Raw genomic sequence first — 24,018 nt, 5'->3', positions numbered from 1 at the left:
TCAGAGACCGAGCAGCCGGGCGCCGTTCTCCCGGCAGACCGCGCGGAGCCAGTCGTCCCCGAGGTCCAAGGATTCCAGCGCAGCGAGCTGGACGCCGTACTCGTACGGGATGTTGGGGAAGTCCGACCCGAGCACGATCCGGTCCTGCAGGTCCGCCAGCCGCGGTACGAGGTCGCGCGGGAACGGCATCATCGCCTCGACGAACGGCGTCAGCGCCATCGTGGTGTCCAGATGCACGTTCGGGTACGAGGTGAGCGCCAAGTGCTCGGCGTACTCCGGCATCCCGAGATGCGCGATCACCGCGGTCAACCGTGGATGCCGCCGCAGTACCTCGCCCATCGGCCCGGGACCGGTGTGCTGCCCGGGGATCGGGCCGGATCCGCAGTGCACGACGACCGGAACGCCGGCCTCCGCCAACTGGCCCCACACGTCGTCGAGCTCGCCGGACCGCGGGTCGTAGTCGCCGACCTGGACATGCACCTTGAAGATCGACGTCCCGAGCTCCAGCGCCTCACGTACGTAGTCGGCGGCGCCCGGCTCCGGGAAGAACGTCCCGCTCGACACGCAGCCCGGTGTCGCGGCGGCGAAGTCGCGCGCCCACGCGTTGAGCCAGGCAGCCATGTCCGGCTTGTGCGGATATACCAGCGCCGGAAACGCCCGTACTCCGAGCGCATCCAGCGTCTTCAACCGCTCCTCGACCGGGGTCCGGTACGTGATCGGCCACGCGGTCCCGTAGTGCTCGGTCGCCTGGTCGAAGTACCGCCAGACCGCGTTCAGTACCTGGTCGGGCAGGAAGTGCACATGCACGTCCACGATCCCGTCGAGCCCAAGCCGCTGCCACCACGCCGGTACGTCGCTGTCTCGCACGAGAGACAGCTTATATTTGCAATAACTACGTAAATACGTAATATGGCCACCATGGAGATGGACGAACGGCTGACCGACCTCGAGCGGCGCGTGACGGCCCTGGAGGGCGGCGAGCGACCCGTTCCGGCCGTCGACGGGGATCCGTTCTTCCTCCTGCGCGCGCTGAAGGAGCGGATCGACGAGCCCGGAGCGGTCGCCTACACGGGAGCCGTCACGCTTCCGGACGGGCAGACCGCCGAGTGGCAGTTCGGCCGACCGACGGACGCGGTGCTGGACGTGGACTGGGCCAGCCGCGCCTCGGCACTGGCCGCCCTGGGGAACCCGGTCCGCCTCACCCTGCTCCAGGAGATCGTCCGCGGCCGGACGACCGTTGCCGCACTCGGCGAGATCGAAGGCGTCGGCACGAGCGGTCAGATCTACCACCACCTCCGGCAACTGGCCGCCGAAGGCTGGCTGCACAGTCCTTCCCGTGGAGTGTTCGCCGTGCCCGTGGCCCGAGTGGTGCCGTTGCTCGCGATCCTCGTAGCCCTGGAGAAGTAACGATGAAACCCGTCGCTGTTCTACTCGCGCTCACCCTGCTCGTCGGGGGCTGGTTCATCCGCCCGCAGCCGCCGTCGCTGGAGGCGGGCCGCACCGGCGATCCGAGACTCCAGCAATTCATCGACGACAAGTTCGACATCCCCGGGCATCGGCTGTCGATCGCCGTCGTCACCAAGGACGGAGTCCGGTACGCCGGCCGCGGGGCCGATGAACGGGACGGGTTCGAGGTCGGCTCGATCAGCAAGGCGCTGGCCGGGCTCCTGCTCGCGGACGCCGTACGGCGTGGTGAGGTCACGCTCGACCAGCAGGTCGGCACGCTCCTGCCGCTCGGCGACTCCGACGTCGCGGACGCGACACTCGAGCAGTTGGCGACGCATTCGTCCGGCCTGCCCAACACCTCGCACAAACCGTCGGCCGCGCTGCGCTCGTACTTCGCGAACCTCCGCGCCGCCAACCCGTACCCGTTCAGCATCGACGAACTCCTCGACCAGGCCCGTGCCGCAAAGACCCGGCACCGCGGTACGTCGACGTACTCCAACCTCGGCGGCGCGCTCCTCGGACAGGCTCTCGCCCGCAAGGCCGGCAAACCGTACGCCGAGCTGCTGCAGGAGCGCGTGCTCACGCCGTACGGGATGACCGGCGCGCATATCCCTGCGCGCAAGCAGGATGCTGCGCCGGACGGGTACGGCTCGGGTGGTCGCAAACAGGCGCCCTGGATCGGGGAGGGGTACGCGCCCGCGGGCGGTGTGGTCGCCGGTGCGGAGGACCTTGCGCACCTCGCGCAGAAGCTCCTCACCGGGCAGGGCGCCGCCGCACTGGCGCCGCGGAAGAAGTTCGACGACGAGGATCGCATCGGCCTGTTCTGGTTCACGAGATCGTTGCCCGGGACCGATCGCACGATGACCTGGCACAACGGCGGCACCGGGGGCTACCGGTCGTTCATCGGGCTGGACCTGGAGCGCGGCCGTGCCGTGGTGATGCTGTCCGACGTCGCTGCCGATGTCGACGACATCGCGACCGAGCTACTGGAGAGTGACGCATGAGAGAGCTCCTGCCGCTCATCCCGGCCCTCGGCTGTCCGCTGCTCGTGCTGTGGGAGCTGCGCAGCGGCCGGCTGCGGGATCGTGCCGACCACGGGATCCTGCTCGCCATCAGTGCACTGCTGTTGTTGTTCGCGCGCGCGACGGTCGACTGGACCGCCGCGCCGCCCTGGGTGTGGTTGATCGGCCTGCTGTTGTTCGTGGTTGCGAGCGTCGCCGCCGTCCGGAAAGCGGCAGGCCTGCCGTGGTTCACGGCGTGGCATCACAAACGCCGGATCACCTGGACAGGACTGCAGTTGCTGGTGGTCGGCGCCCTAGCGGTCCTGCTGGTCTGACAGCCACAGGCCGGTCAGGCCCGTGAAATGGGCGAGGAACTTCTCCTGTTCGTGCTCCGGGTACGTCGCGGCGACGGTCTCGCGGAGCAGCTTGGCGAAGTCCGGGCCGGAGACCCAGTCGCGGACCCGGAGGTCGAAGTCGGGCAGGTGCGCGGCACACCACTCGTGGTACTTCGTGGTCTCGAAGTACTCGTCCGCGAGCGCCAGGTACCCCTCGAGCTTCGCGTCGTAGTCGAGGTCCGGGTCGTCCGCGATCTCGAAGTACCGCTCGGTGTGCAGGTCGACCTTACTGCGCCGGCCGGTCGCGAGCGAGAACACCGACCACTTCACCAGCGCGCTGATCGCCCACGGAAAGTAGTAGTGCAGCGAGGTGAGTGCGACGTCCGGGCAGGCGTTCGCATAGTCGATCGGGTGCACCGAATCGCCCTGGACGAGCATCTCGCAGGAGTTGAACTCCCAGCCGAAGAACGCGTTCACGATCCGGCTGATCGCCACCGCCTGGTGGCCGGCCGACGGCGACAGGAAGTCGTGCGAGACCGCGTACCGGTTGTGCATCGGCTCGTCCGGGCGGAAGTCCATCACCATCGTCTCGGCGCCGATCGACAGCGCCCGCGCGAACTTCTCGTACTCGATGGTCGCCTGCAGGTGCATCAGCATCTCGCCGGACTCGTCGTACGCCCGGTGCAGGTCGTCGTTGTTGTTGATCCGGGACACGCCCCGCCAGCCGCCGCCGTCGAACGGCTTCATGTACAGCGGGTACCCGAGGTCCGCGGCGATCGCGTCCAGGTCGAACGGCCGGTTGTACGTCGCCGAGGTGTATGCCCAGCGCACGTTGTCGACAGGGTTCTTGTACGGCACCAGCACCGTGCGCGGGATCTTCAGGCCGAGCCGGAGCATCGCGCAGTACGCCGAATGCTTCTCCATCGACTGGAACGTGAACGGGGAGTTCAGCAGGTACGTCCCGTTCATCAGGGCGGCCTTCTTCAGCCATTCGCGCGGGTGGTAGTACCAGTACGCGAGCCGGTCGATGACGAGCCCGACCCGGACCGGATCGTTCAGGTCGAAGGGCTCGATGGTCAGCCGCCGGGACCCGAACTCGTGCTCGCGCCCGTCGAGTGTGACCGGCCCGACCCGCTGCAGCAGCGCCTCGAACGCCTGCGGCCAGTCCTCCTCCGCGCCCAGTAACAATCCGATGAGATGGCGCGACCTATCACTCACGTGAATCTCCTCAACAGAACCGGGGCAGATGATGGGCCAGCTGCTGCCGCCACCAAGGCCAGTCGTGTGCTACGTCGTACCCCCACAGGTCCAGCTCATGCGGGATGCCCTTCTCCTCGAGCACCGCGGCGGTCGCGCGGGCCGACGGGAGCGAGCCGGTCGGATGCGTCTCCCAGTCGCCCTGACCGACCGTGAGCAGGATGAACAGCCGGCTGCGCAACCAGTCCAGGTGCTCACCGGTCAAGCCTGGCAGGTAGTCGGCCGGGTTGTTGAAGTACGTCGTGTCGCCGCGCTCGCCCCACGCGTGCCAGCTGGCCGCGTCGTAGTTGCCCGACTGGCAGATCGCGATCGGGAACAGGTCCGCGCGCTTGAACGCGATGTTCAGCGCGTGGTACGCCCCCAGGCTGCACCCGGTCGTGATGATGTCCGTGGCACCCGGCGAGTCCGCGCCGATCCTCGGCACCACCTGGTTCACGATCCAGGACTCGTACAGCTCGTGCCGCCGCGCGCGCAGCTCGAGCTGGATGCTGCGGTCCGACCAACTGACGTGGTCGTAGGAGTCGACGCAGTACAGCTTGACCCGCCCGTCCTCGATCAGGTCCGCGACCGCGTCGACCATGCCGTTGTTCTCGTAGTCCCAGGCGCGCCCCTGCTCGCTCGGGAACACCAGCACCGGGCGGCCGAAGTGGCCGTACCGGATCACGGTGCCGCGGCGGTCAAGCCCCGGCGCCTCCAACTCGACCTGTTCCCGTTCCATCGGCCCCACCCCAGGTCTGTCGCAGTAGCTTCGTCAGATCAGGATCCAGCACATCCCGCCAGGCTGTGAAGTTGTGCATGTCCGGAGTCTCGTCGAGTACGGCGTCGAGCCCGAGTTCGGCCAGCCGCGCGGCGAGGACGCGGTTGTTGTGGACGTTCTCCTCGGTGGTCCCGGCCGTCATCGCGACCGCGGGCGTACTCGGGGCCGCGGTTGCCGTCAGCACCTGCTCCACGAACGCCGTGACCTCGGCGAAGTACTCGAACTTCGACTCCTGTGGATCGGTCGCGGGCGTGAAGAACGAGCCCGACTGCAGGAACAACCCGGAAAACGTGTTCGGAAACGCCCATTCCGCATGCAGCGCAGCGAGCGCGCCGAGGCTCGCCCCCATCATCACGGGCCGGCGGCTCTGGTACTGCGCCTGCACCGCCGGTACGACGTGCTGCGTCAAGGCGGTGGCGTACTGCGGGTTGGCGGCGTACCAGAGGTTGCGCGCCGTCGGTCGTACCAGCGCGAGCCGGAACGGCGGAAGGCTGCCGGACGCGATCATCGCCCCGGCGTAGTGCGTCAGACCGGCGTACGACGCGAACTCGGGACCGTCGTGGGACAGCAGCAGCGGCAGCTCGAACGCCGGTGCGATCCCGTCCGGGGCCCAGACCTGGACGTCGACCTGGCCGACCGGCGACTCGACGGCAAGCGGCGTGAGCGTGGAAGCGATCGGTTCGAGGCCGATCCAGGCCGGCTCGACGTACCCGGGCAGCGGCAGCCAGGAATGCTCGCCGAACGCGCCACCGACCACCCGTGGGTTCGTCGGGTCGGTCCGCATCCCGAGGTCGGCGATGTCGAACAGGTACTCCATCCGGTGCACCGAGGGCCGCGGCAGGCGCAGCTCCCAGCCGTACTCGACCGGCTTGAACTCGAGCAGCTCCGCGGGCAGGCCGAGCTCCTGCCACAACCGAACGCCCGGGAACGCATGCGCAGCGTCACCGAGGCGGAACACCACCTCGGCCCCCTCGACCGCGCTCACTGATTCGGGCATCCCACCACGGTACTGACGGAATCACTGACAGGTGGTGTCAGTGATTGCGTTCTATCGTGGGAAGGTGGTCGATCTCACCGATATCCGCGAAATCACCGCGGACCTCCCGCGCAGCTACGAGGTGCTGGTTCGCGACCGGATCAAGTTCCGCGTCGGCCAGATCGTCTATCTGGCGGTCGCGGCCGACGAGCAGACCATCGGCCTCGGCTTCCCCCGCGAGGAACGCGCCGCAGCCCTGGCCGCCGAGCCGGACAAGTTCCTCCCGCCGCGCCCTTCCGACGAACGCTTCCAGTGGATCGAGCTCAACCTCGCGGCCGTCGATTACGACGAACTCCGCGAACTGATCCTCGACGCCTGGTCGCTGTGCGTCCCGCAGAAGGTCCGCAGGGAGTACTTCGGAACCCTTTAGCTCACCACGACCGGCGTGTCAGGGCTGCCGATCAAGCCGAGTAGCTCGATGGCTTCCGCCTCGATTGCCGTGCGGGTGGCGGGAGTGATTGGTCCGTGGGGTGTGACCTGCAGGGATTCGCCGCGGTGGTGGCGCCAGTCGGCCGCGTAGTCGCCGTCGATCAGGACCGTACCCATCGCGGCGCCGTTGCCGGGCGGCAGCGGTACGGGCCGGGCGGCCGGGTTCACGCGTCGGCGGTCGGCGTGTGAGAGCAGCAGGTTGTCGTACTCCGGGAGGAACCGCACCGGCGCCGGCGTCTCAGCGTCGGGCAGCGGGCCGTCCGGTACGTCGTACAGCTCCCGGCCGTCCTCGTCGGCGTACACGCGCAGTCCCGGCCGGAGCCGGTCCACGACCTCACGCAGCTTGGTCAGGCCGGACCACTGCTGTACGTCGGCAACGCTCGCCGGACCGAACGCCGCCAGATAGCGCAGGACGACCTCGTCGATCGAAGGATCGGCCACCGGCGACCGGCCGAGCCAACTCTCGATCGTCTGCAGCGCGGCCTGACCGGTCTTGCCCCAGACGCCGCGCGGCGTGACCTGGACGGTCGCGGTCAGGTAGCTCACGGCGTACGCCATCGCCGTCGCGTCCCAGTCCGGCCAACGCTCGCCGAGCAGGCCCTTGAGCCGGCTGCGGCTGTACGGCTCCCGGCCCAGCAGATCGGCGCCGAAGGCAACGACAGTGTCGATGTCGACCCCGGCCAACTGCTTGCCGAACGCACCGCGCAGCCCACGATCCGCGACCGGATGCATGATCGTCCACAACCGCAGACAGTCATCGGCGGTGACCAGATGGATCGTCGCCCGCATCAGTGAGGCCCGGACGGCCTCCCGCGCGGTCATCAGCTCGGCCAGCTCGGCCGGATCGAATCCCTCGAGCCGCGACCACAAGGCGACGTACGCCGCCAACGGCGCCTGCGCCTGAAGCCCGACCAGCCGCTCGATCAGCTCGGCGGCCGAACCGGTCTCCCGCCGCAACAACTGCTGCCGCTCCAGCAGCGCCCGATTGAGCTGACGGCGACTGAGAACCGGTGCGTTCATCGCGCCAGCCTACGAAAGGCGTGGCCGCTCATCCTGAGGTAGTACTGCAGAACCATCCCGACGGCCGATGGGTATGCCGCGTTCGCGACGCACTCTGGAAACATGACTGGGGACTTTCTACCCCGGCGCCAGAAGGCGTCGGCGCTGAGCCAAGCTGTGACCGTTCTGATTCTGCTCGCCGTGGGGGCCGCTGCGTTCTTCCTGTTGACCTAGGAATCCCAGCGCACGTCGGCCTCACCCGGCCGGACGACTCCGGCTTCGTAGGCGACGACGACCGCCTGGACCCGGCTGGACAGGCCGAGCTTCGACAGTACTGAGCTGACGTGGGTCTTGACCGTGGTCTCGCTGACGAACAGCTTCGTCGCCAGGTCGCGGTTCGAGAGACCACGCGCCATCCAGACCAGGATCTCCCGCTCGCGTTCGCTGAGGCTCGCCAGCAGCCCGACCCAGCGCGGATCGGGTTGGGCCGGGGCCGGGTTCGCCGTACCGCCGTCGAACTGGCGTTCCAGCTCCATGCAACGCTCGAGCAGCACTCGCGTCGAGGCCGGGTCGACCAGAGAGTCCCCGCGGTACACCGCGCGCACTGCGGACACGAGTAGATCGGGGTCGGTGTCCTTCAGCAGGAACCCTGAGGCCCCGGCGCGGACCGCCGCCAGTACGTACGCCTCGTCGTCGAACGTCGTCAGCACCAAGACAGCGGGACGCGCCCGCCCGGCGGCGCGGTTCGCGGTGGTGATCCGCTCGGTGGCGACCAGACCGTCCATCACCGGCATCCGGATGTCCATCAGGACGACGTCCGGGTCGTACTGGTCGATCAGCCGGAGCGCCTCCTCGCCGTTCTCGGCCTGGGCGACCGTGGTCAGATCCGGCTCGTGGTCGAGGATCATCGCCAGACCCATCCGGATCACGCCCTGGTCGTCGGCGACCAGGATCCGGATCGACTCGTTCAGTTCTGCGGCGGCAGCCATGCCTGCACTCTCCATCCACCCAGGGGGCCGGCCGCGACGGCGAGGGTGCCGCCGACCGCTGTCGCCCGTTCCCGCATCCCGATCAGTCCGTTGCCGCGGCCGCTCTCCTTGCGCCGCGCCGTCTCCAGCACGTTCACCGGCGGCGGCCCGCCGTTGCCGTTGTCGTCGATGGTCAGCAGATCGCCCTGCGGCCCACTCTGCCAGGTCACCCGCGCCGCGCTGGCCTTCGCGTGCACCATCACGTTCGTCAGCGCCTCCTGGATGATCCGTACGGCGGTCAGGTCGGTCGCCGACGTGAGCTGCCGCTGCCGGGGCGGGAGGTCCATCGTCACATCGATGCCGACCGCCTTCAGCCGCTCGCCCATCCGCGCCACGTCGGCCAGATCCGGCACCGGAGCGGTCCCGCCGCCCGAGCCGGTGTCGCCCTCGACCTGCGGCGATGCGGTGTTCAGCACCCGGACCGTCTCCCGCATCGCGGTCAACGCTTCCTTGCCGCTGGCAATGATCCAGCGGATCGCCTCGCGCAGTACTTCGGGACGCTGGTCGGCCACCCGGTCCGCGGCCTGCGCTCGGATCACGACAGCGCTGACGTGGTGCGAGATCACGTCGTGCAGGTCGCGCGCGATCCGCGTCCGCTCCGCCACCGCGGCCCGCTCGGCCTCGACCGCGCGCAGCCGGACGAGCTCCGCGTTCCGCTGCTCGAGCAGAGCCAGCGACTTCCGGCGCCGCCGCGCGTCCGCGCCGAGCAGCACCATCCCACAGATCAGTGCCTCCGCGAACACGAACAGTGACACGTCGATATAGCTGTACAGACTGCCGAAGTCGCGGGGGAGAGCCTTGTAGCGCGGGCCGTGCAGTACGTCGCGGTTGACGTGACTGATCACGAACGCCACCACGATCGGCAGCCCGATCATCAGGCCGGCCAGGCTGCCCATCGTGAAGAACAGGCAGGTGAACCGCCGGACGCCGGCCGACGCTGCCAGGTACCCGACGACGAGCAACGGAACCAGGTGGATCTCCGACTGCAGCGCCGCGTTGCTGATCTCAGGCTGGCCGAAGATCGTCAGCCCGAGCTGGGCGGCCAGACCGGTACCGGCCGCGGCATACAGGAACGGATACAGGACCGAGACAGTGAGCAGCGTGGTGCGGGGGATTCGCCGGGCGAAGGCGACCGTACCGACCAGGAAGACTCCGGTGACCACCGAGACCGCCGGGTTGTGCGGGCGCAGCCAGGTGTCGTTGATGAGGTTCAGGGCCACGAACCAGACCAGCCCGACGACCACAGCGAGCAGCACATCCTGCTGCCCCTGAGACAATCGCCGCCACACACCAGTCACGTCGCCCAGCGTAGTCAGTTCCCGTTTACCGAAGCTTCATCTGAGCGGAGGGGCGTTCTCTCCAACTTTTGGAGGAGGCTCAGCGTCCGAACTGATACTCAGGGGCTACAGAGGGGACTGCAGGACGGTCCCTGGGACGGATGTGTTCCCCGCCCCGATCCGAAAGGCTGTACCCCATGAGTGAGGACCACCTGCCGCCGCGCCGGAAGAGCGCGGTGCGGACGCGGTTGCTGTCCGTGATCGGCGTGGTCGGGGTCGGTGCGGTCGCCGGATCGCTGCTGCTGTGGCACCAGGAGGTCGGGGACGCCCTCGGGCTCGGCGCGGACAAGCGGCCGGTGGTGTCGACGGTGAACGCGCCGGCGATCGGTGCGCCGCCGGTGACGGCCGGCACGCCGACACCGACGCCCTCCCGCCGTACGACGAAGCAACCGGTGACTCCGCCGAAGACGTCCTCGACGCCGACCCGGACCCCGACGAAGACCCCGGCGAAGACCCCGACCAAGAAGCCCACGCAGACGTCTCGCGAGGAGAACATCGACGCGCTCTCGCCGACCCTGCGGGCCCGCCTGAAGCGGGCGTTCGCGGCCGCCCGCGCCGCCGGCGTCCCGATCCGGATCAACTCCGGCAAGCGCAGCGCGACCAAGCAGCAGCGCCTGCTGAACGAGGCGATCAAGAAGTACGGGTCGTACAAGGCGGCGGTGCGGTGGGTGCTCCCGCCGAAGTACTCCGCCCACGTACAGGGCAAGGCCGTGGACATCGCGCCCGCGGCCGCCATGACGTGGCTGGACAAGAACGGCTGGCGGTACGGCGTGTGCCGCCGGTACGACAACGAACCCTGGCACTTCGAGGCGCTCACAACGCCCGGCACGAAGTGCCCGCCGCGCGAACCGCACGCGGTGGCCAAGGCCGACTGACAACTAGGGGGAAACCGAGATGACCATGACCTACGCCCAGCCTTTGACCCGGCGCTACACCCGCGCCCGGCTCGCCGTACCCGCCCTCTGGCGTCAGGTGGTCCGGACCGGCAGGAGCGAGCAGCCGGTACGGGAGCCGGACCGTTCCGCGCACACCCAGCTGGAGATCTACGACGGCATCCTGGCCGCGTTCGAGCGTCGCGACGAGGTGGCGGCCGTACTGCGGTCCGCTGCCGACCGCCCCGCCGCCGTCCGCGGGCTGCGGACCGAGTTCGGGCTCAGCCAGCTGCAGGCGACGACGTTGATCGACCTCCCGCTGACCACCGAGTGTCGCGAACGGATCGCCCACCGCGCCGTCGAACTCCGCACCGCCCTCGACCGCTGACCGACCCGCCTCAGACAGCCCGCGTGAGCCGCAACTCGGTGGTGGCGGCTCGCGCGGACCTGCGGGATTTGGGTCCCGTGGGGAGGATGGAAGCGTGATCACGATCGAGCAGGCCGGACGACTGCGCAAGGCCGGGGTGCTGTGGAGCCCCACGGCCGGGGATCGTTTCGTCGTACCGGACCGGGACATGGACGAGGACGTGTTCGTGGTGAGCGACATGACCGTCGAGGTGCACGACTACCAGGGCAGCAAGGTGATCGGCTTCAACGGCACCACGGAATGGGCCCTGGACAGCATCGAGCAGCGCGAGGTGATCTGGCTCCCGCGCGAGGAGCAGCTCCGCGCGCTCCTCGGTCCACACTTCCGCTCCCTGGAAGCAACCCCCGACGGCTACCGCATCACCCTGACCGAAACCACCCACACCGCCCCCGACGCAGAACAGGCCTACGCCGCCGCAGCCATCGAACTGCTCGGCGCCTAACCCACCCCAACCCCACCCACCGCCCCGCCCCGCCCCGCGCCACCCCGCGTCGCGCCGTCCCCGCCATCACGTCACCCCCCGGCAACCACACCGTCCCCCATCTGGGCGGTTAACCCCTGAGATTGTGGGTTGGCCTGCTGTCTTGCCGGGCCGCAACCCACCATCTGGGCGGTCAACCCCTCGGATGGTGGGTTTGCCCGGTGCGGCTCAAGCGCATTCAGTGCAGCCGGGCGGGCCGCGGTAGGCGGGCGGGCAGCAGTGGTGGTGTGCCGGGCGCGGACCACCAGTTCGGGGGTCAACCCTGCGATGGTGGAGATGTGGGTGGTTAGGGGGTTGGTCGCCAGTACTGTTTGCGGTCTTTGTCCTTGATGGTGTAGCCGAGGTTGGTGAGCTCGGTGCGGAGTTCGCGGAGGTCGGCTTTGCCCTTGTCGCCGTCGTCGAAGGCTCTGGAACGGACCTTGAGGATCGCGTTCACGGCCGGCGGCAGGTCCGGGTTGTCCTCGATCCAGCGCCGGAACTCGGCCGAGTGCGGGTCGCCCGCCTCGGACCACGGGTAGCCGTGCGCGCGGAAGGCGGCGGCGATCTTCGGGGTCTCGGACTTCAGCTGATCGTGCTTCTCCCGCGCGAGCTCCCGGGAGGACGCGTCCTGCAGGACGATCTCCTTGCCGTCCAGGAACGCGACCGACACCTTCTCCCGCGGCACCGTCACGGTCTTCTGGTGCTTCAGGAACTCGACCGACCTGCTGGTGATCGTCACCTTCAAGGTGTCGTCGAGCGCCATTCCGGCGAGTACGACGCCGGCCACCAGCCCGACGACGACGCAGACCACCACGACCCACCAGCTGTCCCAGGCCGCGATCAGCCGCAACACCCCCTGGAACGGAACCCACGAAAGGCCGGCCGCCCAGTCCGCGAGCCGCGGCAGGAAGAACCCGAGCACCAGCCCGGCCAGCGGCAGCCCGCCGAACAACAGCACCTTGTCGCCGGTCGAGTGCCCGATCACCGTGCTCTCCGGCGTCCCAGTAGTCGACCCCATGCGCCGAACGTAACGTGGCCGGGCGAAACTTAAGTATCGACCGACGGCAACCGAAGGAGCCTGGTGTGGCTGACGGAATCTGGCTGCGTTTCCTGAGCGGACCGGACATCGACGCCCTCGGGCTGACCCGGCTGGAGATCGTCGACGCCGTCGAGGAAGCGGTCCGCGAGCACGGCGAGGGGCGGACGGCCTTCGAGCCGCGCGTACACCTCACCCCGGACAACGGCGGCATCGGCCACTTCAACGTCCTCCGCGGGCACCTCGACGGGCTCGGCGAGCATGGGGTCAGCGGCGTGAAGGTGGTCGGCGACTTCGTCCCGAACTACCGCAAGGGCCTGCCGAGCGAGCTGGCGATGGCGACGCTGTTCGACCCGACCACCGGCGTACCGCTGGCGGTGCTGGACGCCACGATGATCACCGCGGCCCGCACCGGCGCGATGACGACGGTCGGCGCGCGGCACCTCGCCCGCCGGGACAGCAAGATCCTCGCGCACGCCGGCGCCCGCGGGACCGCCTGGTGGAACGTCACGATGCTCGACGACCTGTTCGACCTGGACGAGATCCGCGTGACGTCGCGGCGGCCGGAGTCCCGCGAGCAGTTCGCGGCCGAGCTCAGCGCTGAGCTGTCCACGCCGATCCGGGTGTGCGCGACCGCGGAGGAGGCGTTCGACGGCGCCGACGTACTGGTGGAGGCGACCCGGCTGACCGAGCCCGAGCCGCTGCTCCGTACGGCGGCGGTCCGGCCGGGAGCATTCGTCGTGCCGTACGGGACGGTCTCGGCGGTCGAGCTGGATCTGCTCGACGTGATGGACAAGGTTGTCGTCGACGACTGGCGGGAGGCGCAGTCCGGCAGCTTCGGCGCGCTGCGGCGGCACGTCGACACCGGGCGGTTGTCGCCGGAGACGATGCACGCCGAGATCGGCGCCATCGTCGCAGGGCAGCAGCCCGGTCGCGAGAACGATGCCGAGCGCAACCTCTTCTGGCATCGCGGTCTGTCCTTGCTGGACGTCGCGATCGCGCACCTGATCCTGCGCCGCGCCGAAGCCGCGGACGCCGGCACGATGCTGCGATTCCACTGATGACAAAGACGATCACCCACGCGGCGGAGCTGGATCCGGCCGGCCCCGAACCGATCGAGATAGCACCGGAGTTGCTCGACCGGCTGGCCGCGATCCGGGCCGATGCCCTGCGCACGCTGGCGTCCGGAAGGCCCGTGTACGGCGTGAACACCGGCATGGGCAACCTCAGCAAGGTGCGGCTGACCGAGGACGAGCAGCGCATCCACCAACGCAACCTGCTGCTCGGCCGAGCCGTCGGCGGCCCGCCCTGGCTGCCTGCCGAGGAAGTACGAGCCGTTTTGATCGGCCGCCTCCGGACCTTCCTCACCGGCGACGCCGCCGTCTCCACCGACCTCATCCACCAGTTGGTTGCCCTGATCAACAGTGGCGAACCACCGAAGATCCCGCTCGAGGGCGCGGGATCGGCGGGCGAGATCATCCCGCTGGCGCACGCGTTCGCGTCCCTCGATCCGGGACCGAAAGAAGGCATCTCCCTGCTGGCCGGCATCCCCGGCGCGACCGGTCGAGCCGCACTGCACGCGACGCGCGTTCATCAGTTGGCCGACAAGCTCACCGCGGTGGCCGCCGCTGCGATCGCGGTGGTCGGAGCGAATCGGGACCCGTACGGCGAGGCGGTCGGTCGCGCGGACGAGGCGCTGACCGCGGAGCTGGCCCGGCTGCGTGACCTCGCCGGTCCCGAACCCGATCCGCGGAGCCTGCAGGCGCCGGTGTCGTTCCGGGTCGCGGGGCATGTTCTCGCACACGTCCGACGTACGCTGCAGAATCTTGACGCTGCGGTCGAGCGCGCGTTCGACGGCGTGACCGACTCACCCGCGTACCTGGACGGAGAGTTCGTCGGCACGGCCGGCTTCCACGGCATCGACCTGACGGCGCACTGCGACCACCTGACCGCGGCGCTCGCGCATGCGGCGGAGGTCTCGACTGCCCGGCTGCACCGGCTGCTCGATCCCGCGGTCACCGGACTGCAGCCGCAGCTGGCCCGCGAACCCGGCCCGCAGGCGGGGCTGGTCGCGGTCCACAAGCGCGCCGTCGCCACCACCCACCAGCTCCGGCGCCTGACGTTGCCCACGGCAATCAGTACGGCGGAGACGTCGAACGGTCAGGAAGACGTCCAGACGTTCTCGTGGGAAGCGGTTGGCAACCTCGCCGAAGCAATCCGCCTCACCCGCGAAACCACCGCCTGCGAACTCCTCGCCGTACGCCAGGCCTTCGCCCTCTCCGACCGCCCCATCCCCACCGCCCTGCAACCCCTCTTCCAGGCAGTAGACGCAGCCGTCCCCCCGATCCACACCGACCGCCCGTTCGGCCAAGACCTGACCAACCTCCTGACCACCGTCCTCTAGCAGTACAGCGGAGCTCACTCCCAGGCGGAGATCAGGACGTCCGGCGAGATGTGGACAACGTCCCGCGCGGTGCACCCATGACGGCTGACCGCGAGCAGCGGCGTCACGTCGTCAGCACCCGGGAGCTGTGATCTGTGCCGGATCAATCGGGCGAGGTCACGCTGGTCGAAGGGCTTGTTCTCGAGCCACTTGATGGACCCGACAACCGTGATCTGCTTGGCGATCGGCGCCCTGTCGGCTCCGACGATGTCGATCTCGGGGTCGTTGGTTCGGGTCCAGTACCCGCCGACGGCATCGGTGCCGGCGGGGAGTGATTCGTCTGTCAGCCGCCGGAGCGCCTCGCGGACGACGGGCTCGATCGCCCGGCCTCGCCAGGTTGTCCAGTTCGTGCGGATCGTCTCGAGGACGCGATCGCCCCGGCCGCGCTCGATCATCGGGATCCCAGGGCCGACGAAGGACAGCCAGAACCGTAGATAGGGGTCGTCGATCCGGTAGCGGGTCTCCCGGCTCGGGCGTGCGGACAGCGGTAGTTCCGCGGCCACGATCCGGCGAGCGGTCAGGATTCCCAAAGCGCGTTTTGCGGCGCCGGGGTTGAGGTCTCCGGACGCACGGGCGATCGATGTGAAGGTGCGCTCCCCGTGGCCGATCGTACTCAGCACGAGGCGCGCCTGTGCCTCGGTAGGGAACTCGGCAGCCAGCGCACGTTCCCCGCTGACGAGCAGGGCCGACGTCGGTCGACGCAGTGCCTGCTCCAGATACTCGACGGTGCCGGCGCCTCGGGGCCATTCCTCCAGGATCAGCGGCAGACCCCCACTGATCAGATAGGCGTCGAAGGACTCGGCCGGTGGCAGACCGAGCATGCTGGAAACCTCGGCCGGATTGAGCGGCGGTACGACCATCTCGGTGCCTCGTTGGTAGAACGGGCGGCCGTAGGTGTTCAGTTGCTCCATCATCGCGAGATCGGAACCGATCAGGATCAACAGCACCGGCAGCTTGGCGAGCGAGCGGTCGAACGCCTTCTGCAGGGCACCCTCGAAGGTCGGATCGTCTCTGATCAGGTACGGCATCTCGTCGATCACCACGATGCTCGGCTGGTCGCGCGGAAGCGCCGCGACGAGCAGGGCGAACGCCGCGTCCCACGTCTGGGGGACCGCGAAGTCCGCGAACCGTGGCGCGTCCGGCAGCGTCGAGGCCGCGATCTCAGCGCCGAATGCGGCGAGGTCGCCGTCCCGCGAGCCGCCCACCGCGGTGAAGAAGACGTGCGGGAGTTCCGAGCGCTCAAGGAATTCCTCGACCAGCCGCGACTTTCCCACTCGTCGACGCCCTCGCAGCAGCACGGCCCTGCCGCGTCGGGTGCCCCGCTCGCGAGCCTTCAGCGGGGTCAGGAGGTCGTCGAGCAGGCCGAGCTCACGTCGACGTCCGACGAATCCGTGCATTGGTGATCACCCCGGGCCACGAGTCGGATACTTACTTTCAAGATACTTTCTTTGAGGAAAGTTTCGCAAATGTAAGTATCGTGAGGTCGGGGTGGTCGGCCTCGCGCTAGTTCTTGCCGGATAGGGCGGTTTTGAGCATGGGGGCGAGTTTGGGGAGGGCGTACTTGATGCCGAGGGGGCCGCCGATGGACATGGCGCTGGAGAATTCACCGCTCGGGGTGGGGGTGTTGATGACCGGGGCGCCGCCCCAGTAGGCGATGTGGCCGGCCTTGACTGCGGGGAGGGCGTTGAAGAGCTTGTCGTTGACGGCCGCGGGGTCGAGCTTGCCGGAGCTGTCGAGGGCGGCCATGAAGACCACGTCGGCGTCCAGCTTCGGGGTCAGCTCCGGGGAGATCTTCACGTAGAAGTCGCCGTTCTCCATCGCGTCGATCTGCGGGTTGGACTTGAACCCGAGCGAGGTCAGCAGCCGCATCCGTGGGTCCGACGGCAGCCAGGCGTTCAGGCTGTTGGCCGAGTACACGCCGGCGGTGATGATCTTGCCCGCGAACTCCGGGTTCGCCTTTGCGGTGTCGGTGACCAGCTTCTCGGTGTCCTTCACGACCTGCTCGCCGGCGGCTGTCGTCCCGGTCGCCTTGGCGATCTCACGGACCTGGTCCTGCCACGGCACGCCGTACACGTTCTTGGTCCCCGCCGGCGCCGCGATCGTCGGCGCGATCGCGTTCAAGGTGTCGAACTGCTTCTTGTCGTTGACCGTGTTGACGTACACGATCAGGTCCGGCTTCAGCGCCGCGATCTCCTCGAACTTCGGCTCCGAGGCGCCGATCAGCTTCGGCGCCGGGCGGTCACCGAGCGCGGACTTCACCCAGCCGCGCAACTGCGTGTCCCCGAACCAGTCGGCGCCGGCGACCGGTACGACGCCGAGCGCGATAGCCGCCTCCATGTCGCCGCCGCCGAGCGTCACGACTCGTTGCGGTTTCGCCTTGATCGTGGTCGAGCCGTACAGGTGGTCGATGGTCACGGGAAACCCGGCGGTGTCGCCGGTGGTCGCCGCGGAGTTCCGGGTGTCGTCCTGGCTGCAGGCGGTCAGGCCGGCGCAGAGGGTGAGAGCGGCGATCGCGACGGCCGCGACCGACCGGATACGAGACAAAGCCATGGCGGAAGTTCCTCCGAAGAGTGGCGCACGTAGGTAAGCCTAACCTGACTTCATCGGTCCTCGCGCCAGGGGTTGATCGAAAAAGCCAGTCGACACGCGGGTCGTACCGAAGCCGCAAGTAGCCCGCGCCGGGTCTGTGTCGTTGGGCTGGGTGCGAGCGTCCTGACGGTGCCGGCGGAGGAGTTGTCTTGAAGCGGTTCGTGGTACCGCCGAACTGGCCGGTCACACCTCGTCGCAACTGGATCCCGCCGAAGTCCTGGCACCCCGACGCCTCCTGGCCGCCGGCGCCACCGGGCTGGCGCTTCTGGGTCGACGGTCGGGGCAAGCCGGTTCTCGGACCGGTCGGCCGGTACGCCGCCCCGTCCCGCCGGGCCGTGTACGCCGGGGCGGCGGCGCTGCTCGTGTTCGCCGCGGTCAACATCTGGGCGGTGCTGGCGATCGGCGTCTTCAATGGCAGCCCGGACGACTCGACAGCCGTGAAGTTCGCCGGGGCGACCCAGTCGTCCTCGCCTTCCCAGACTCCGGTACGAGTGTCGACGCCTCCTGCCGTACGGCGAACCACCGCGCCATCGCTCGTACCGCACACCGTTGCCGTCCCGAGCAAGACGCCTACGCATCGGGCGAGCTCGAAGCCGACCAGGCGCCGGAGCCCCGAGCGGGCAGCGACGACCCCGACTCCCACCCGGACAACCGCCCGGCCGCGCCCCTCGCGGTCGACGGTCACGCCGTCGACCCAGCAGGATCTCTTCCGGCAGTACTGCATCCAGCAGGGCATCGACCCGGCCTGGTGCGACTCGACTGCCTGGCGGCGACACCCTTGACAGCAGAGGCCCGCGCTCTGCATCCTTAACCACATGGTTCTGAAACCATCTGGTTATGAAGATGGGTTGACCGGCGTCTTCGCGGCGCTGGCCGATCCGACCCGCCGGGCGATCCTCGTCCAGCTGAAGGGCGGGGACGCCACCGTCGCGCAGCTCGCGGCGCCGTTCAGCATGTCGCAGCCGGCCGTGTCCAAGCACCTCAAGGTGCTGGAGCAGGCCGGCCTGATCAGCCGCTCGCAGCGCGCGACGGCGCGGCTCAGTCATCTCGAGGCCGCGCCGCTGCGGACCGCCGTCGGCTGGCTGATGGACTACCGCGCCTACTGGACCGAGAGCTTCGACCGCCTCGACGAACTGCTGGACGACCTGAAGGAGGACTCGTGAAGATCACCGCGGAGCCCGGCGTACCGCAGGTCGTCATCGTCCGGACGTTCAACGCACCCAAGGAACTGCTGTTCCGCGCCTACACCGAGCCCGACCTGGTGAAGCGCTGGCTCGGGCCGGCCGGGCTCGAGCTCGTCGTCAACCAGCTCGACCCGCGGCACGGCGGCCGCTGGCGGTGGACGCACTACGACGTCGACGGCAAGGGCTACGCGTTCCACGGGCTCTATCACGGCGAGCCGACGCCCGACCGGATCGTGCAGACGTACGAGTTCGACGAGGCGCCCGGGACCGTCTATCTGAATCTGATCACCTTCGACGAGGCCGACGGGGTCACCACCCTGACCCAGAACACCGTCTTCTTCGCGGTCGAGGACCGCGACCTGTACGTCGACGGCGGCATGGAACGCGGGGTCGTCGCCTCCATGCAGCAACTCGACGATCTCGTCACCGCACTGGCCGAGGAGGCCCACCCATGATGCTCATCGACAAGCAAGCGGTCGTGTACGGCGCGACCGGCCCGATCGGCGGCGCGGTCGCGAAGACGTTCGCCCGCGAAGGCGCGACCGTTCACCTGGCCGGCCGGACGGCGGAGACCCTCGAACGCCTCGCCGCCGAGATCCGCGCCGCGGGCGGCAAGGCCGAGACCGGTGTCGTCGACGCGCTCGACGAGGAATCGATCGACCGGCATGCCGAGGCGATCGGCCGGATCGACATCTCGTTCAACCTGATCGGCCACAAGCAGTACTTCGGTACGCCGCTGGCCGACATGTCCTTGGCCGACGTCGAGGAACCGGTCCGGAACATGCTCCGCACCTTCTACCTCACGTCCCGCGCCGCCGCCCGGCAGATGATCAAGCAGCGCTCCGGCGTGATCCTGACCTTCGGCGGGAACGGCGACCCGATGGCGAACCTCGGCGCGTTCCAGGTCGGGTTCGGCGCGGTCGAGGCGCTCCGCCGCAGCCTGGCGCGCGAGCTGGGCGAGCACGGCATCCGGGTGATCACCCTGCAGACCAATGGCATTCCGGAGTCGAATCCCGACACCTACCCCGAGGACTTCCGCCGCGAGATCGCCGAGCAGACGGCGGCGCAGACGATGCTGAACCGCGCCGCTACCCTTGCCGACGTCGGCGCCGTCGCGGCCTTCGCCGCCTCGGACCAGGCGGCCTCCATCACCGGCACCGCGATCAACCTCAGCGCGGGCGCGACCGTCAACTAGACAAGGAAGTCGATCGTCTTCCCTTCGGCGGCCTGGTGGACGGGCCAGGCGATCGCCAGGTCCTGCCAGGGCAGGCCGACGGGCGCGTAGACGGTGAGCTCGCCGGCCGAGCGGCGACCGGCGGCGGCTCCGGTCAGTACCTCGGAGAAGGTCGCGTGCGCCGCATCGGCGGGCAGGCCAACGTTGCCCAGGGCACCCATCTGGGCGGCGAGTGCGCGGTCGTCGACCACCACGCGGGCCGCGGACAGGAGATCGGCGGAGAGCTCCACCTTGCCCGGCTCGTCGGCGCCAAGGGTGGTGAAGTGCTGACCGGGCCGTACGTCGGCGGCCGTGAGGAGCGGTCGCCGCGACCAAGTGGCGAGAACGACAATGTCCGCGGCCGCGGCGACCTCCTGTGGACTGTTCGCAACGGTGCCCGGAATCCCTTGCTGTACGAGGAATTCTGCCGCTCGCTCCGGATCGAGGTCGTACACAACCAGCTGCTCAATCTTGCGGAGGACCGCGAGTCCGGCGATCACCATCGCGGTCTGAGCACCGGCTCCGACCACCCCGACCGACGTCGCCGGACCGGCCAAAGCGTCGGTAGCCAGGGCGGCGGCGAGACCTGTGCGCCAGGCTGTGATCGTGGCCGAATCGAGGAGCGCGAGCAGTGTGCCGTCGGTCAGATCGTGCAGGCACACGACGCCGCGGAGCGCCGGACTGGCATCAGGGAACTTCGCATTGACCTTCACCGTGTACGCCGGGATCCCCGGGATCAGGCCCGGCAGCAGCGCCGTCGCCGTACCGGGACCAGGCAGATCGGTCCGGATCCGCAGCGGCTCGATGTCGTTGGACTGCCGGAACCCGGCGCGCAGCGCGTCGAGCACCGCCGGTACGTGGAGCGCGCGGAGGATGTCCGAGCGGGTCAGGAGGACTGTCATCAGGCCGGCGGCGGGACCTTGTGGTCGGTGTACAGATCGGGGATCGGGATCGGCATCCGCCACAGGTGCGACTCGGGATTGATCATGCCGTGCCGGATCGCGACCATCCGGAGCAGGCGGAGCGGGCCGGCGATCAGTACGAACGCCAGCGGGAGCTCGACCAGCAGCGCGCTGAGCAGCGCCTGGGTGAGGTCGTCGCCGCGCTGGCTGGTCATCACGTCGACCCAGGCGTCGCAGATCAGCAGCACGCCGGAGGCGAACGCGGTCGGGAAGACGAACTGCTTGCGCTTCCAGCCGCCGATCGCGGTCAGCACCAGCATCGTCAGCAGCAAGATGTCGAACCCGACCCAGGTCGCGACCCAGTTCCGGGCGACGTAGTGGCTCGGCAGGGTGATCGCCAGGTACACGGTCCACGGGACCAGGACGGCCACGCAGATCAGGATCAGTACGGTCCGCCACTTGCGGAACCGCTCGATCGTCCGCCGGGACGGCAACCCGCCCGGGCGCGGCGCGAGTCGCAGGATCAGGTCCCGGCGCTCGGCCGGCGTCATCGCCGCGATCTGTTCATCGGTCAGCTGCACGTTTCGAGTATGCCTTGTGATTGCATTCACAAGTCAGTACGATGGTGCTCCGAAGCAACTCCTAGGTGAGGTGCCGACACCATGACCGAGCGCAAGCCACCGGGCATGAAGACCCAGGACTGGGTCGAGGCCCAGCTCAAGCGAGCCCAGCAGGCGGGCGAGTTCGACAACCTGGCGGGGGCCGGGAAGCCGCTGAAACTCTCCGACGGGCACGATCCGGACTGGTGGGTGAAGGACTTTATCCGCCGTGAGAACGTCGAGACCGACGCGCTGCTGCCGTCGGCGATGCAGCTCCGCAAGGAGAAGCAGCAGATCCACGAGAAGGTCCGCGGGATGCGCCGCGAGTCCGAGGTGCGCGAGTACCTCGCCGACCTGAACAACCGGATCCGGATCGCGATCCGCGACACCAGCGGCCCCGTCGTCCCGACCGGCCAGGTGGACGAGGAAGTGGTCATCGCGCAGTGGCGGATGGACCGCCCGGCCCGCGAGCCGATCTCCGGCCCGGCAGAGCCACCGCAGCCGAAGAAGAAGTCCTTCTGGCAGCGCCTGTTCAGCTGAGGAGTGTCTTCAGCTGAGCAGTTCGCGCGCGGCGGCCTCGATGGTCTGTTCACTGAGCAGGACCTCGTGGGCGGCCGCGCCGAGCGGGACGTACGAGTCGTAGCTCGTCACGCGCGCCAGCCGGCCGGTGTACCCGTGGTCGATCAGCGTGGCCAGCACGCCTTCGGACACGCCACCAGTACGGCGCGTCTCGTCGGCGACCAGTACCCGCCCGGTGATGTTTGCCTCGCGCAACAGATCCTCGACCGGCAACGGCGCCAGCCAGCGCAGGTCGACGACCCGGATCCCCGGCACCCGGGCAGCCACCCGAAGGCTCATCGGCACACCGTTCCCGAACGTCACGATCGTCAGCTCGGTTCCGTCGCCGTACGTCCGCGCGCGCCCGATCGGCACCGGTTCGCCGGCGTACGGTGCCAGCCATTGCTCGTCGCCATCCTCGTGCAGGTCCCGCCGGTGGTACAGCGCGATCGGCTCCAGGAACACGCTCACCGCACCGGTCGACCGGGCCGCGGCCGCGCACGCGTGCAGCATCCCGGCCGCGTCGTCGGGACGGGACGGTGACGCGATCACGATCCCCGGAATGTCGCGCAGGACGCCGATCGCGTCGTCGTTGTGGAAGTGACCGCCGAAGCCCTTCTGGTAGCCGTAGCCGGCGATCCGCAGCACCATCGGGTTCGTGTACTGCCCCTGCGAGAAGAACTTCAGCGACGCCGCCTCGCCGCGCAGCTGGTCCTCGGCGTTGTGCAGGTACGCCAGGTACTGAATCTCCGGGATCGGCAGCAACCCCGACACTCCCGCACCGAGCGCGAGTCCGAGGATCGACTGCTCGTCGAGCAGCGTGTCGAAGACGCGGGCCGGCCCGTACGCCTTCTGCAGGCCGCGCGTCACCCCGTACACCCCACCCTTGCGGCCGACGTCCTCACCGAAGACCATCGCCTCCGGATAGGACGCCAGGACGTCGCTGAGCGCTCGGTTGATCGACTGGCTGAGCGTCAACGGTTCTGCGGCCGGGATGCGCTGCGGCAGCGCATCGACGACCGCTTCAGACTCGGGGAAGCGCAGCGGCGCGGCGACGACTTCGGGTGAGGTCAGCTGGGGGAGTCCAGCGACCTCGGCCGCGATCCGGAGTGCCTCGGCGTGCTTGTCCTCGTACAACTCGACGATCTCGTCGGCGGTGTAGCCGGCTCCGAGCAAGTAGCGGGCAGTACCGAGCAGCGGGTCCAGCTCCTCGTCCGCGGCGAGCTCTGCGGGGGAGCGGTACGCCGTCTCCACATCGGACCCGGCGTGGCCGAGCAGCCGGACCGTTCGCAGGCGCAAGAACGCCGGGCGCCGGTTCCGCCGTACGAAGGTCGCCGCCTCGGTCGCCAGCGAGAGCGCCGCGTCCAGGTCGGTGCCGTCCGCGTCGAAGTACCGCAGGCCGGGGCGCGAGCCGTACGCCTGCCTGATCCAGCCGTCCGGAGTACGCACGCTGATCCCGATGCCGTTGTCCTCGCAGACCAGCAGCAACGGCATCGGCAGGCCCTGGTACGAGGCGTGCAGAGCGGCGTTGATCGCGCCGGTCGCGGTCGAGTGGTTCGCGGACGCGTCGCCGAAGCTGGTCACCACGATCGCGTCGTCCGGCCACGGGGACGGTACGCCGAGCTTGTGCGAACGGTTCAGCGAGAACGCGACGCCCATCGCGCGCGGCAGGTGGGACGCGATCGTCGACGTCTGCGGGATGATCGACAGCTCGTGCCGGCCGAAAACCTTGTGCCGGCCGCCCGCGATCGGCTCGGTGGTCGCCGCGGCGACGCCGAGCAGGATGTCGCGCAGGCCGTCCTTCGAACCGCACTGTGCGGCGCGGGTCAGGTAGAAGGCGCCCGAGCGGTAGTGCAGCAGCGCCGGGTCGGTCGGCTGCAGGACGGCGGCGACGGCCGCGTTCCCCTCGTGGCCGGCCGAACCGATCGTGTAGAAGCCGGTGCCCTGGGACTGCATCCAGCGGGCCGCCAGGTCCGCGTGCCGGCTGCCGAGCTGGGCGTCGTACAGACTGCGGAGCAGCTCTACGTCGTGCTCCCACGGGGCCGGGGCGAGGCCGCGGACGCGTTCGGCGAAGGTCCTCATTTCAACAATGATCCGTGAAGTCGGCGTC

At 69.0% G+C, this 24,018-nt stretch carries 27 protein-coding genes; 14 read left to right on the top strand and 13 right to left on the bottom strand.

All coding sequences use genetic code 11. From position 1 onward, the window contains the following. Positions 1-867, bottom strand: coding sequence for an amidohydrolase family protein (locus tag ACGFI6_RS29910; protein WP_393124378.1), 867 nt, complete (start codon positions 865-867; stop codon positions 1-3). 51 nt (positions 868-918) lie between these two features. Here ACGFI6_RS29910 and ACGFI6_RS29905 point away from each other — a divergent pair, with 51 nt between their 5' ends. From ACGFI6_RS29905 to ACGFI6_RS29895, 3 genes are read left to right on the top strand one after another with little or no spacing between them, the layout of a single operon-like run. Continuing rightward, entirely contained in the window at positions 919-1,407 is a 489-nt protein-coding gene (locus ACGFI6_RS29905) for an ArsR family transcriptional regulator (RefSeq protein WP_393124376.1), read from the top strand. Positions 1,408-1,409: 2 nt separating this feature from the next. Then, positions 1,410-2,450 (top strand): serine hydrolase domain-containing protein, encoded by a 1,041-nt coding sequence (locus ACGFI6_RS29900; RefSeq protein ID WP_393124374.1) that lies wholly within the window; start codon positions 1,410-1,412, stop codon positions 2,448-2,450. Further along, positions 2,447-2,782, top strand: a complete 336-nt coding sequence (locus ACGFI6_RS29895; RefSeq protein WP_393124372.1) for a hypothetical protein — start codon at positions 2,447-2,449, stop codon at positions 2,780-2,782. Before ACGFI6_RS29900 ends, ACGFI6_RS29895 begins: the two co-directional genes overlap by 4 nt. Here the strand turns inward: ACGFI6_RS29895 and ACGFI6_RS29890 are convergent. Genes ACGFI6_RS29890 through ACGFI6_RS29880 form a run of 3 tightly spaced genes read right to left on the bottom strand, consistent with a single transcriptional unit; the run spans position 2,762 to position 5,793 of the window. Next, a complete protein-coding gene (locus ACGFI6_RS29890; RefSeq protein WP_393124370.1) occupies positions 2,762-4,000 on the bottom strand; it encodes a RimK family alpha-L-glutamate ligase in 1,239 nt (412 codons plus the stop codon). The genes ACGFI6_RS29895 and ACGFI6_RS29890 overlap by 21 nt on opposite strands. A 10-nt stretch (positions 4,001-4,010) precedes the next feature. Continuing rightward, positions 4,011-4,757, bottom strand: coding sequence for an esterase family protein (locus ACGFI6_RS29885; RefSeq protein WP_393124368.1), 747 nt, complete (start codon positions 4,755-4,757; stop codon positions 4,011-4,013). Continuing rightward, positions 4,717-5,793: an alpha/beta hydrolase gene (locus ACGFI6_RS29880; RefSeq protein ID WP_393124366.1), complete on the bottom strand. Its 1,077-nt coding sequence runs from the start codon at positions 5,791-5,793 to the stop codon at positions 4,717-4,719. Before ACGFI6_RS29880 ends, ACGFI6_RS29885 begins: the two co-directional genes overlap by 41 nt. A 40-nt stretch (positions 5,794-5,833) precedes the next feature. Between ACGFI6_RS29880 and ACGFI6_RS29875 the strand changes: the two genes are divergently transcribed. Next, a complete protein-coding gene (locus tag ACGFI6_RS29875) occupies positions 5,834-6,202 on the top strand; it encodes an MmcQ/YjbR family DNA-binding protein (RefSeq protein ID WP_393124364.1) in 369 nt (122 codons plus the stop codon). On the opposite strand, the gene ACGFI6_RS29870 is transcribed toward ACGFI6_RS29875, so the two are convergent. The 3 genes from ACGFI6_RS29870 to ACGFI6_RS29860 form a co-directional block, all read right to left on the bottom strand. After that, complete coding sequence (locus ACGFI6_RS29870) at positions 6,199-7,281, bottom strand: winged helix DNA-binding domain-containing protein (RefSeq protein ID WP_393124362.1); 1,083 nt, start codon at positions 7,279-7,281, stop codon at positions 6,199-6,201. The two genes, ACGFI6_RS29875 and ACGFI6_RS29870, sit on opposite strands and share 4 nt — an antisense overlap. A gap of 209 nt (positions 7,282-7,490) precedes the next feature. Continuing rightward, positions 7,491-8,231 (bottom strand): response regulator, encoded by a 741-nt coding sequence (locus tag ACGFI6_RS29865; RefSeq protein ID WP_393124709.1) that lies wholly within the window; start codon positions 8,229-8,231, stop codon positions 7,491-7,493. After that, positions 8,228-9,586: a sensor histidine kinase gene (locus tag ACGFI6_RS29860; protein ID WP_393124360.1), complete on the bottom strand. Its 1,359-nt coding sequence runs from the start codon at positions 9,584-9,586 to the stop codon at positions 8,228-8,230. The genes ACGFI6_RS29865 and ACGFI6_RS29860 overlap by 4 nt, the downstream gene beginning before the upstream one ends. Before the next feature lie 176 nt (positions 9,587-9,762). Between ACGFI6_RS29860 and ACGFI6_RS29855 the strand changes: the two genes are divergently transcribed. From ACGFI6_RS29855 to ACGFI6_RS29845, 3 genes are all read left to right on the top strand, one after another. After that, a complete protein-coding gene (locus ACGFI6_RS29855; RefSeq protein ID WP_393124358.1) occupies positions 9,763-10,500 on the top strand; it encodes a M15 family metallopeptidase in 738 nt (245 codons plus the stop codon). Positions 10,501-10,519: 19 nt separating this feature from the next. Then, positions 10,520-10,885: a hypothetical protein gene (locus ACGFI6_RS29850; protein WP_393124356.1), complete on the top strand. Its 366-nt coding sequence runs from the start codon at positions 10,520-10,522 to the stop codon at positions 10,883-10,885. Positions 10,886-10,979: 94 nt separating this feature from the next. Further along, positions 10,980-11,366 carry a pilus assembly protein CpaE gene (locus ACGFI6_RS29845; RefSeq protein ID WP_393124354.1) on the top strand — a complete coding sequence of 129 codons (387 nt, stop codon included), beginning with the start codon at positions 10,980-10,982 and terminating at the stop codon, positions 11,364-11,366. Between the two features lie 325 nt (positions 11,367-11,691). Here the strand turns inward: ACGFI6_RS29845 and ACGFI6_RS29840 are convergent, their stop codons facing one another. Next, positions 11,692-12,402, bottom strand: a complete 711-nt coding sequence (locus ACGFI6_RS29840; RefSeq protein ID WP_393124352.1) for a hypothetical protein — start codon at positions 12,400-12,402, stop codon at positions 11,692-11,694. 65 nt (positions 12,403-12,467) lie between these two features. On the opposite strand from ACGFI6_RS29840, the gene ACGFI6_RS29835 reads away from it, so the two are divergent. After that, positions 12,468-13,481, top strand: a complete 1,014-nt coding sequence (locus ACGFI6_RS29835; protein ID WP_393124350.1) for an ornithine cyclodeaminase family protein — start codon at positions 12,468-12,470, stop codon at positions 13,479-13,481. Then, entirely contained in the window at positions 13,481-14,824 is a 1,344-nt protein-coding gene (locus ACGFI6_RS29830; protein ID WP_393124348.1) for an aromatic amino acid lyase, read from the top strand. The genes ACGFI6_RS29835 and ACGFI6_RS29830 overlap by 1 nt, the downstream gene beginning before the upstream one ends. Positions 14,825-14,838: 14 nt before the next feature. On the opposite strand, the gene ACGFI6_RS29825 is transcribed toward ACGFI6_RS29830, so the two are convergent. Both ACGFI6_RS29825 and ACGFI6_RS29820 read right to left on the bottom strand, forming a co-directional pair. Then, a complete protein-coding gene (locus ACGFI6_RS29825) occupies positions 14,839-16,260 on the bottom strand; it encodes an ATP-binding protein (RefSeq protein ID WP_393124346.1) in 1,422 nt (473 codons plus the stop codon). Positions 16,261-16,366: 106 nt separating this feature from the next. Next, a complete protein-coding gene (locus ACGFI6_RS29820; RefSeq protein WP_393124344.1) occupies positions 16,367-17,413 on the bottom strand; it encodes an iron-siderophore ABC transporter substrate-binding protein in 1,047 nt (348 codons plus the stop codon). A gap of 188 nt (positions 17,414-17,601) precedes the next feature. On the opposite strand from ACGFI6_RS29820, the gene ACGFI6_RS29815 reads away from it, so the two are divergent. From ACGFI6_RS29815 to ACGFI6_RS29800, 4 genes are all read left to right on the top strand, one after another. After that, complete coding sequence (locus ACGFI6_RS29815; protein WP_393124342.1) at positions 17,602-18,234, top strand: hypothetical protein; 633 nt, start codon at positions 17,602-17,604, stop codon at positions 18,232-18,234. A gap of 66 nt (positions 18,235-18,300) precedes the next feature. Further along, positions 18,301-18,615: an ArsR/SmtB family transcription factor gene (locus ACGFI6_RS29810; protein ID WP_393124340.1), complete on the top strand. Its 315-nt coding sequence runs from the start codon at positions 18,301-18,303 to the stop codon at positions 18,613-18,615. Further along, entirely contained in the window at positions 18,612-19,091 is a 480-nt protein-coding gene (locus ACGFI6_RS29805) for an SRPBCC family protein (RefSeq protein ID WP_393124338.1), read from the top strand. The genes ACGFI6_RS29810 and ACGFI6_RS29805 overlap by 4 nt, the downstream gene beginning before the upstream one ends. Beyond that, positions 19,088-19,831 (top strand): SDR family NAD(P)-dependent oxidoreductase, encoded by a 744-nt coding sequence (locus ACGFI6_RS29800; protein WP_393124336.1) that lies wholly within the window; start codon positions 19,088-19,090, stop codon positions 19,829-19,831. The genes ACGFI6_RS29805 and ACGFI6_RS29800 overlap by 4 nt, the downstream gene beginning before the upstream one ends. Here ACGFI6_RS29800 and ACGFI6_RS29795 read toward each other — a convergent pair. Further along, on the bottom strand, positions 19,828-20,751 hold the full coding sequence (locus ACGFI6_RS29795; RefSeq protein WP_393124334.1) for an ornithine cyclodeaminase family protein: 924 nt from the start codon (positions 20,749-20,751) through the stop codon (positions 19,828-19,830). The genes ACGFI6_RS29800 and ACGFI6_RS29795 overlap by 4 nt on opposite strands. Then, positions 20,751-21,332 (bottom strand): hypothetical protein, encoded by a 582-nt coding sequence (locus ACGFI6_RS29790; RefSeq protein WP_393124332.1) that lies wholly within the window; start codon positions 21,330-21,332, stop codon positions 20,751-20,753. The genes ACGFI6_RS29795 and ACGFI6_RS29790 overlap by 1 nt, the downstream gene beginning before the upstream one ends. A gap of 81 nt (positions 21,333-21,413) precedes the next feature. On the opposite strand from ACGFI6_RS29790, the gene ACGFI6_RS29785 reads away from it, so the two are divergent. After that, positions 21,414-21,890 carry a DUF1992 domain-containing protein gene (locus tag ACGFI6_RS29785; protein ID WP_393124330.1) on the top strand — a complete coding sequence of 159 codons (477 nt, stop codon included), beginning with the start codon at positions 21,414-21,416 and terminating at the stop codon, positions 21,888-21,890. A gap of 9 nt (positions 21,891-21,899) precedes the next feature. Here the strand turns inward: ACGFI6_RS29785 and ACGFI6_RS29780 are convergent, their stop codons facing one another. Next, positions 21,900-23,990 carry a thiamine pyrophosphate-dependent enzyme gene (locus ACGFI6_RS29780; protein WP_393124328.1) on the bottom strand — a complete coding sequence of 697 codons (2,091 nt, stop codon included), beginning with the start codon at positions 23,988-23,990 and terminating at the stop codon, positions 21,900-21,902. Between the last annotated feature and the right edge of the window lie 28 nt (positions 23,991-24,018).

The sequence above is a fragment of the Kribbella sp. NPDC048928 genome (assembly GCF_043197975.1).
In the GTDB taxonomy this organism is placed as follows: Bacteria; Actinomycetota; Actinomycetes; order Propionibacteriales; family Kribbellaceae; genus Kribbella.
The sequence above is the reverse complement of the archived record's forward strand: the minus strand, read 5'-3'. Positions and strand labels throughout refer to the sequence as shown.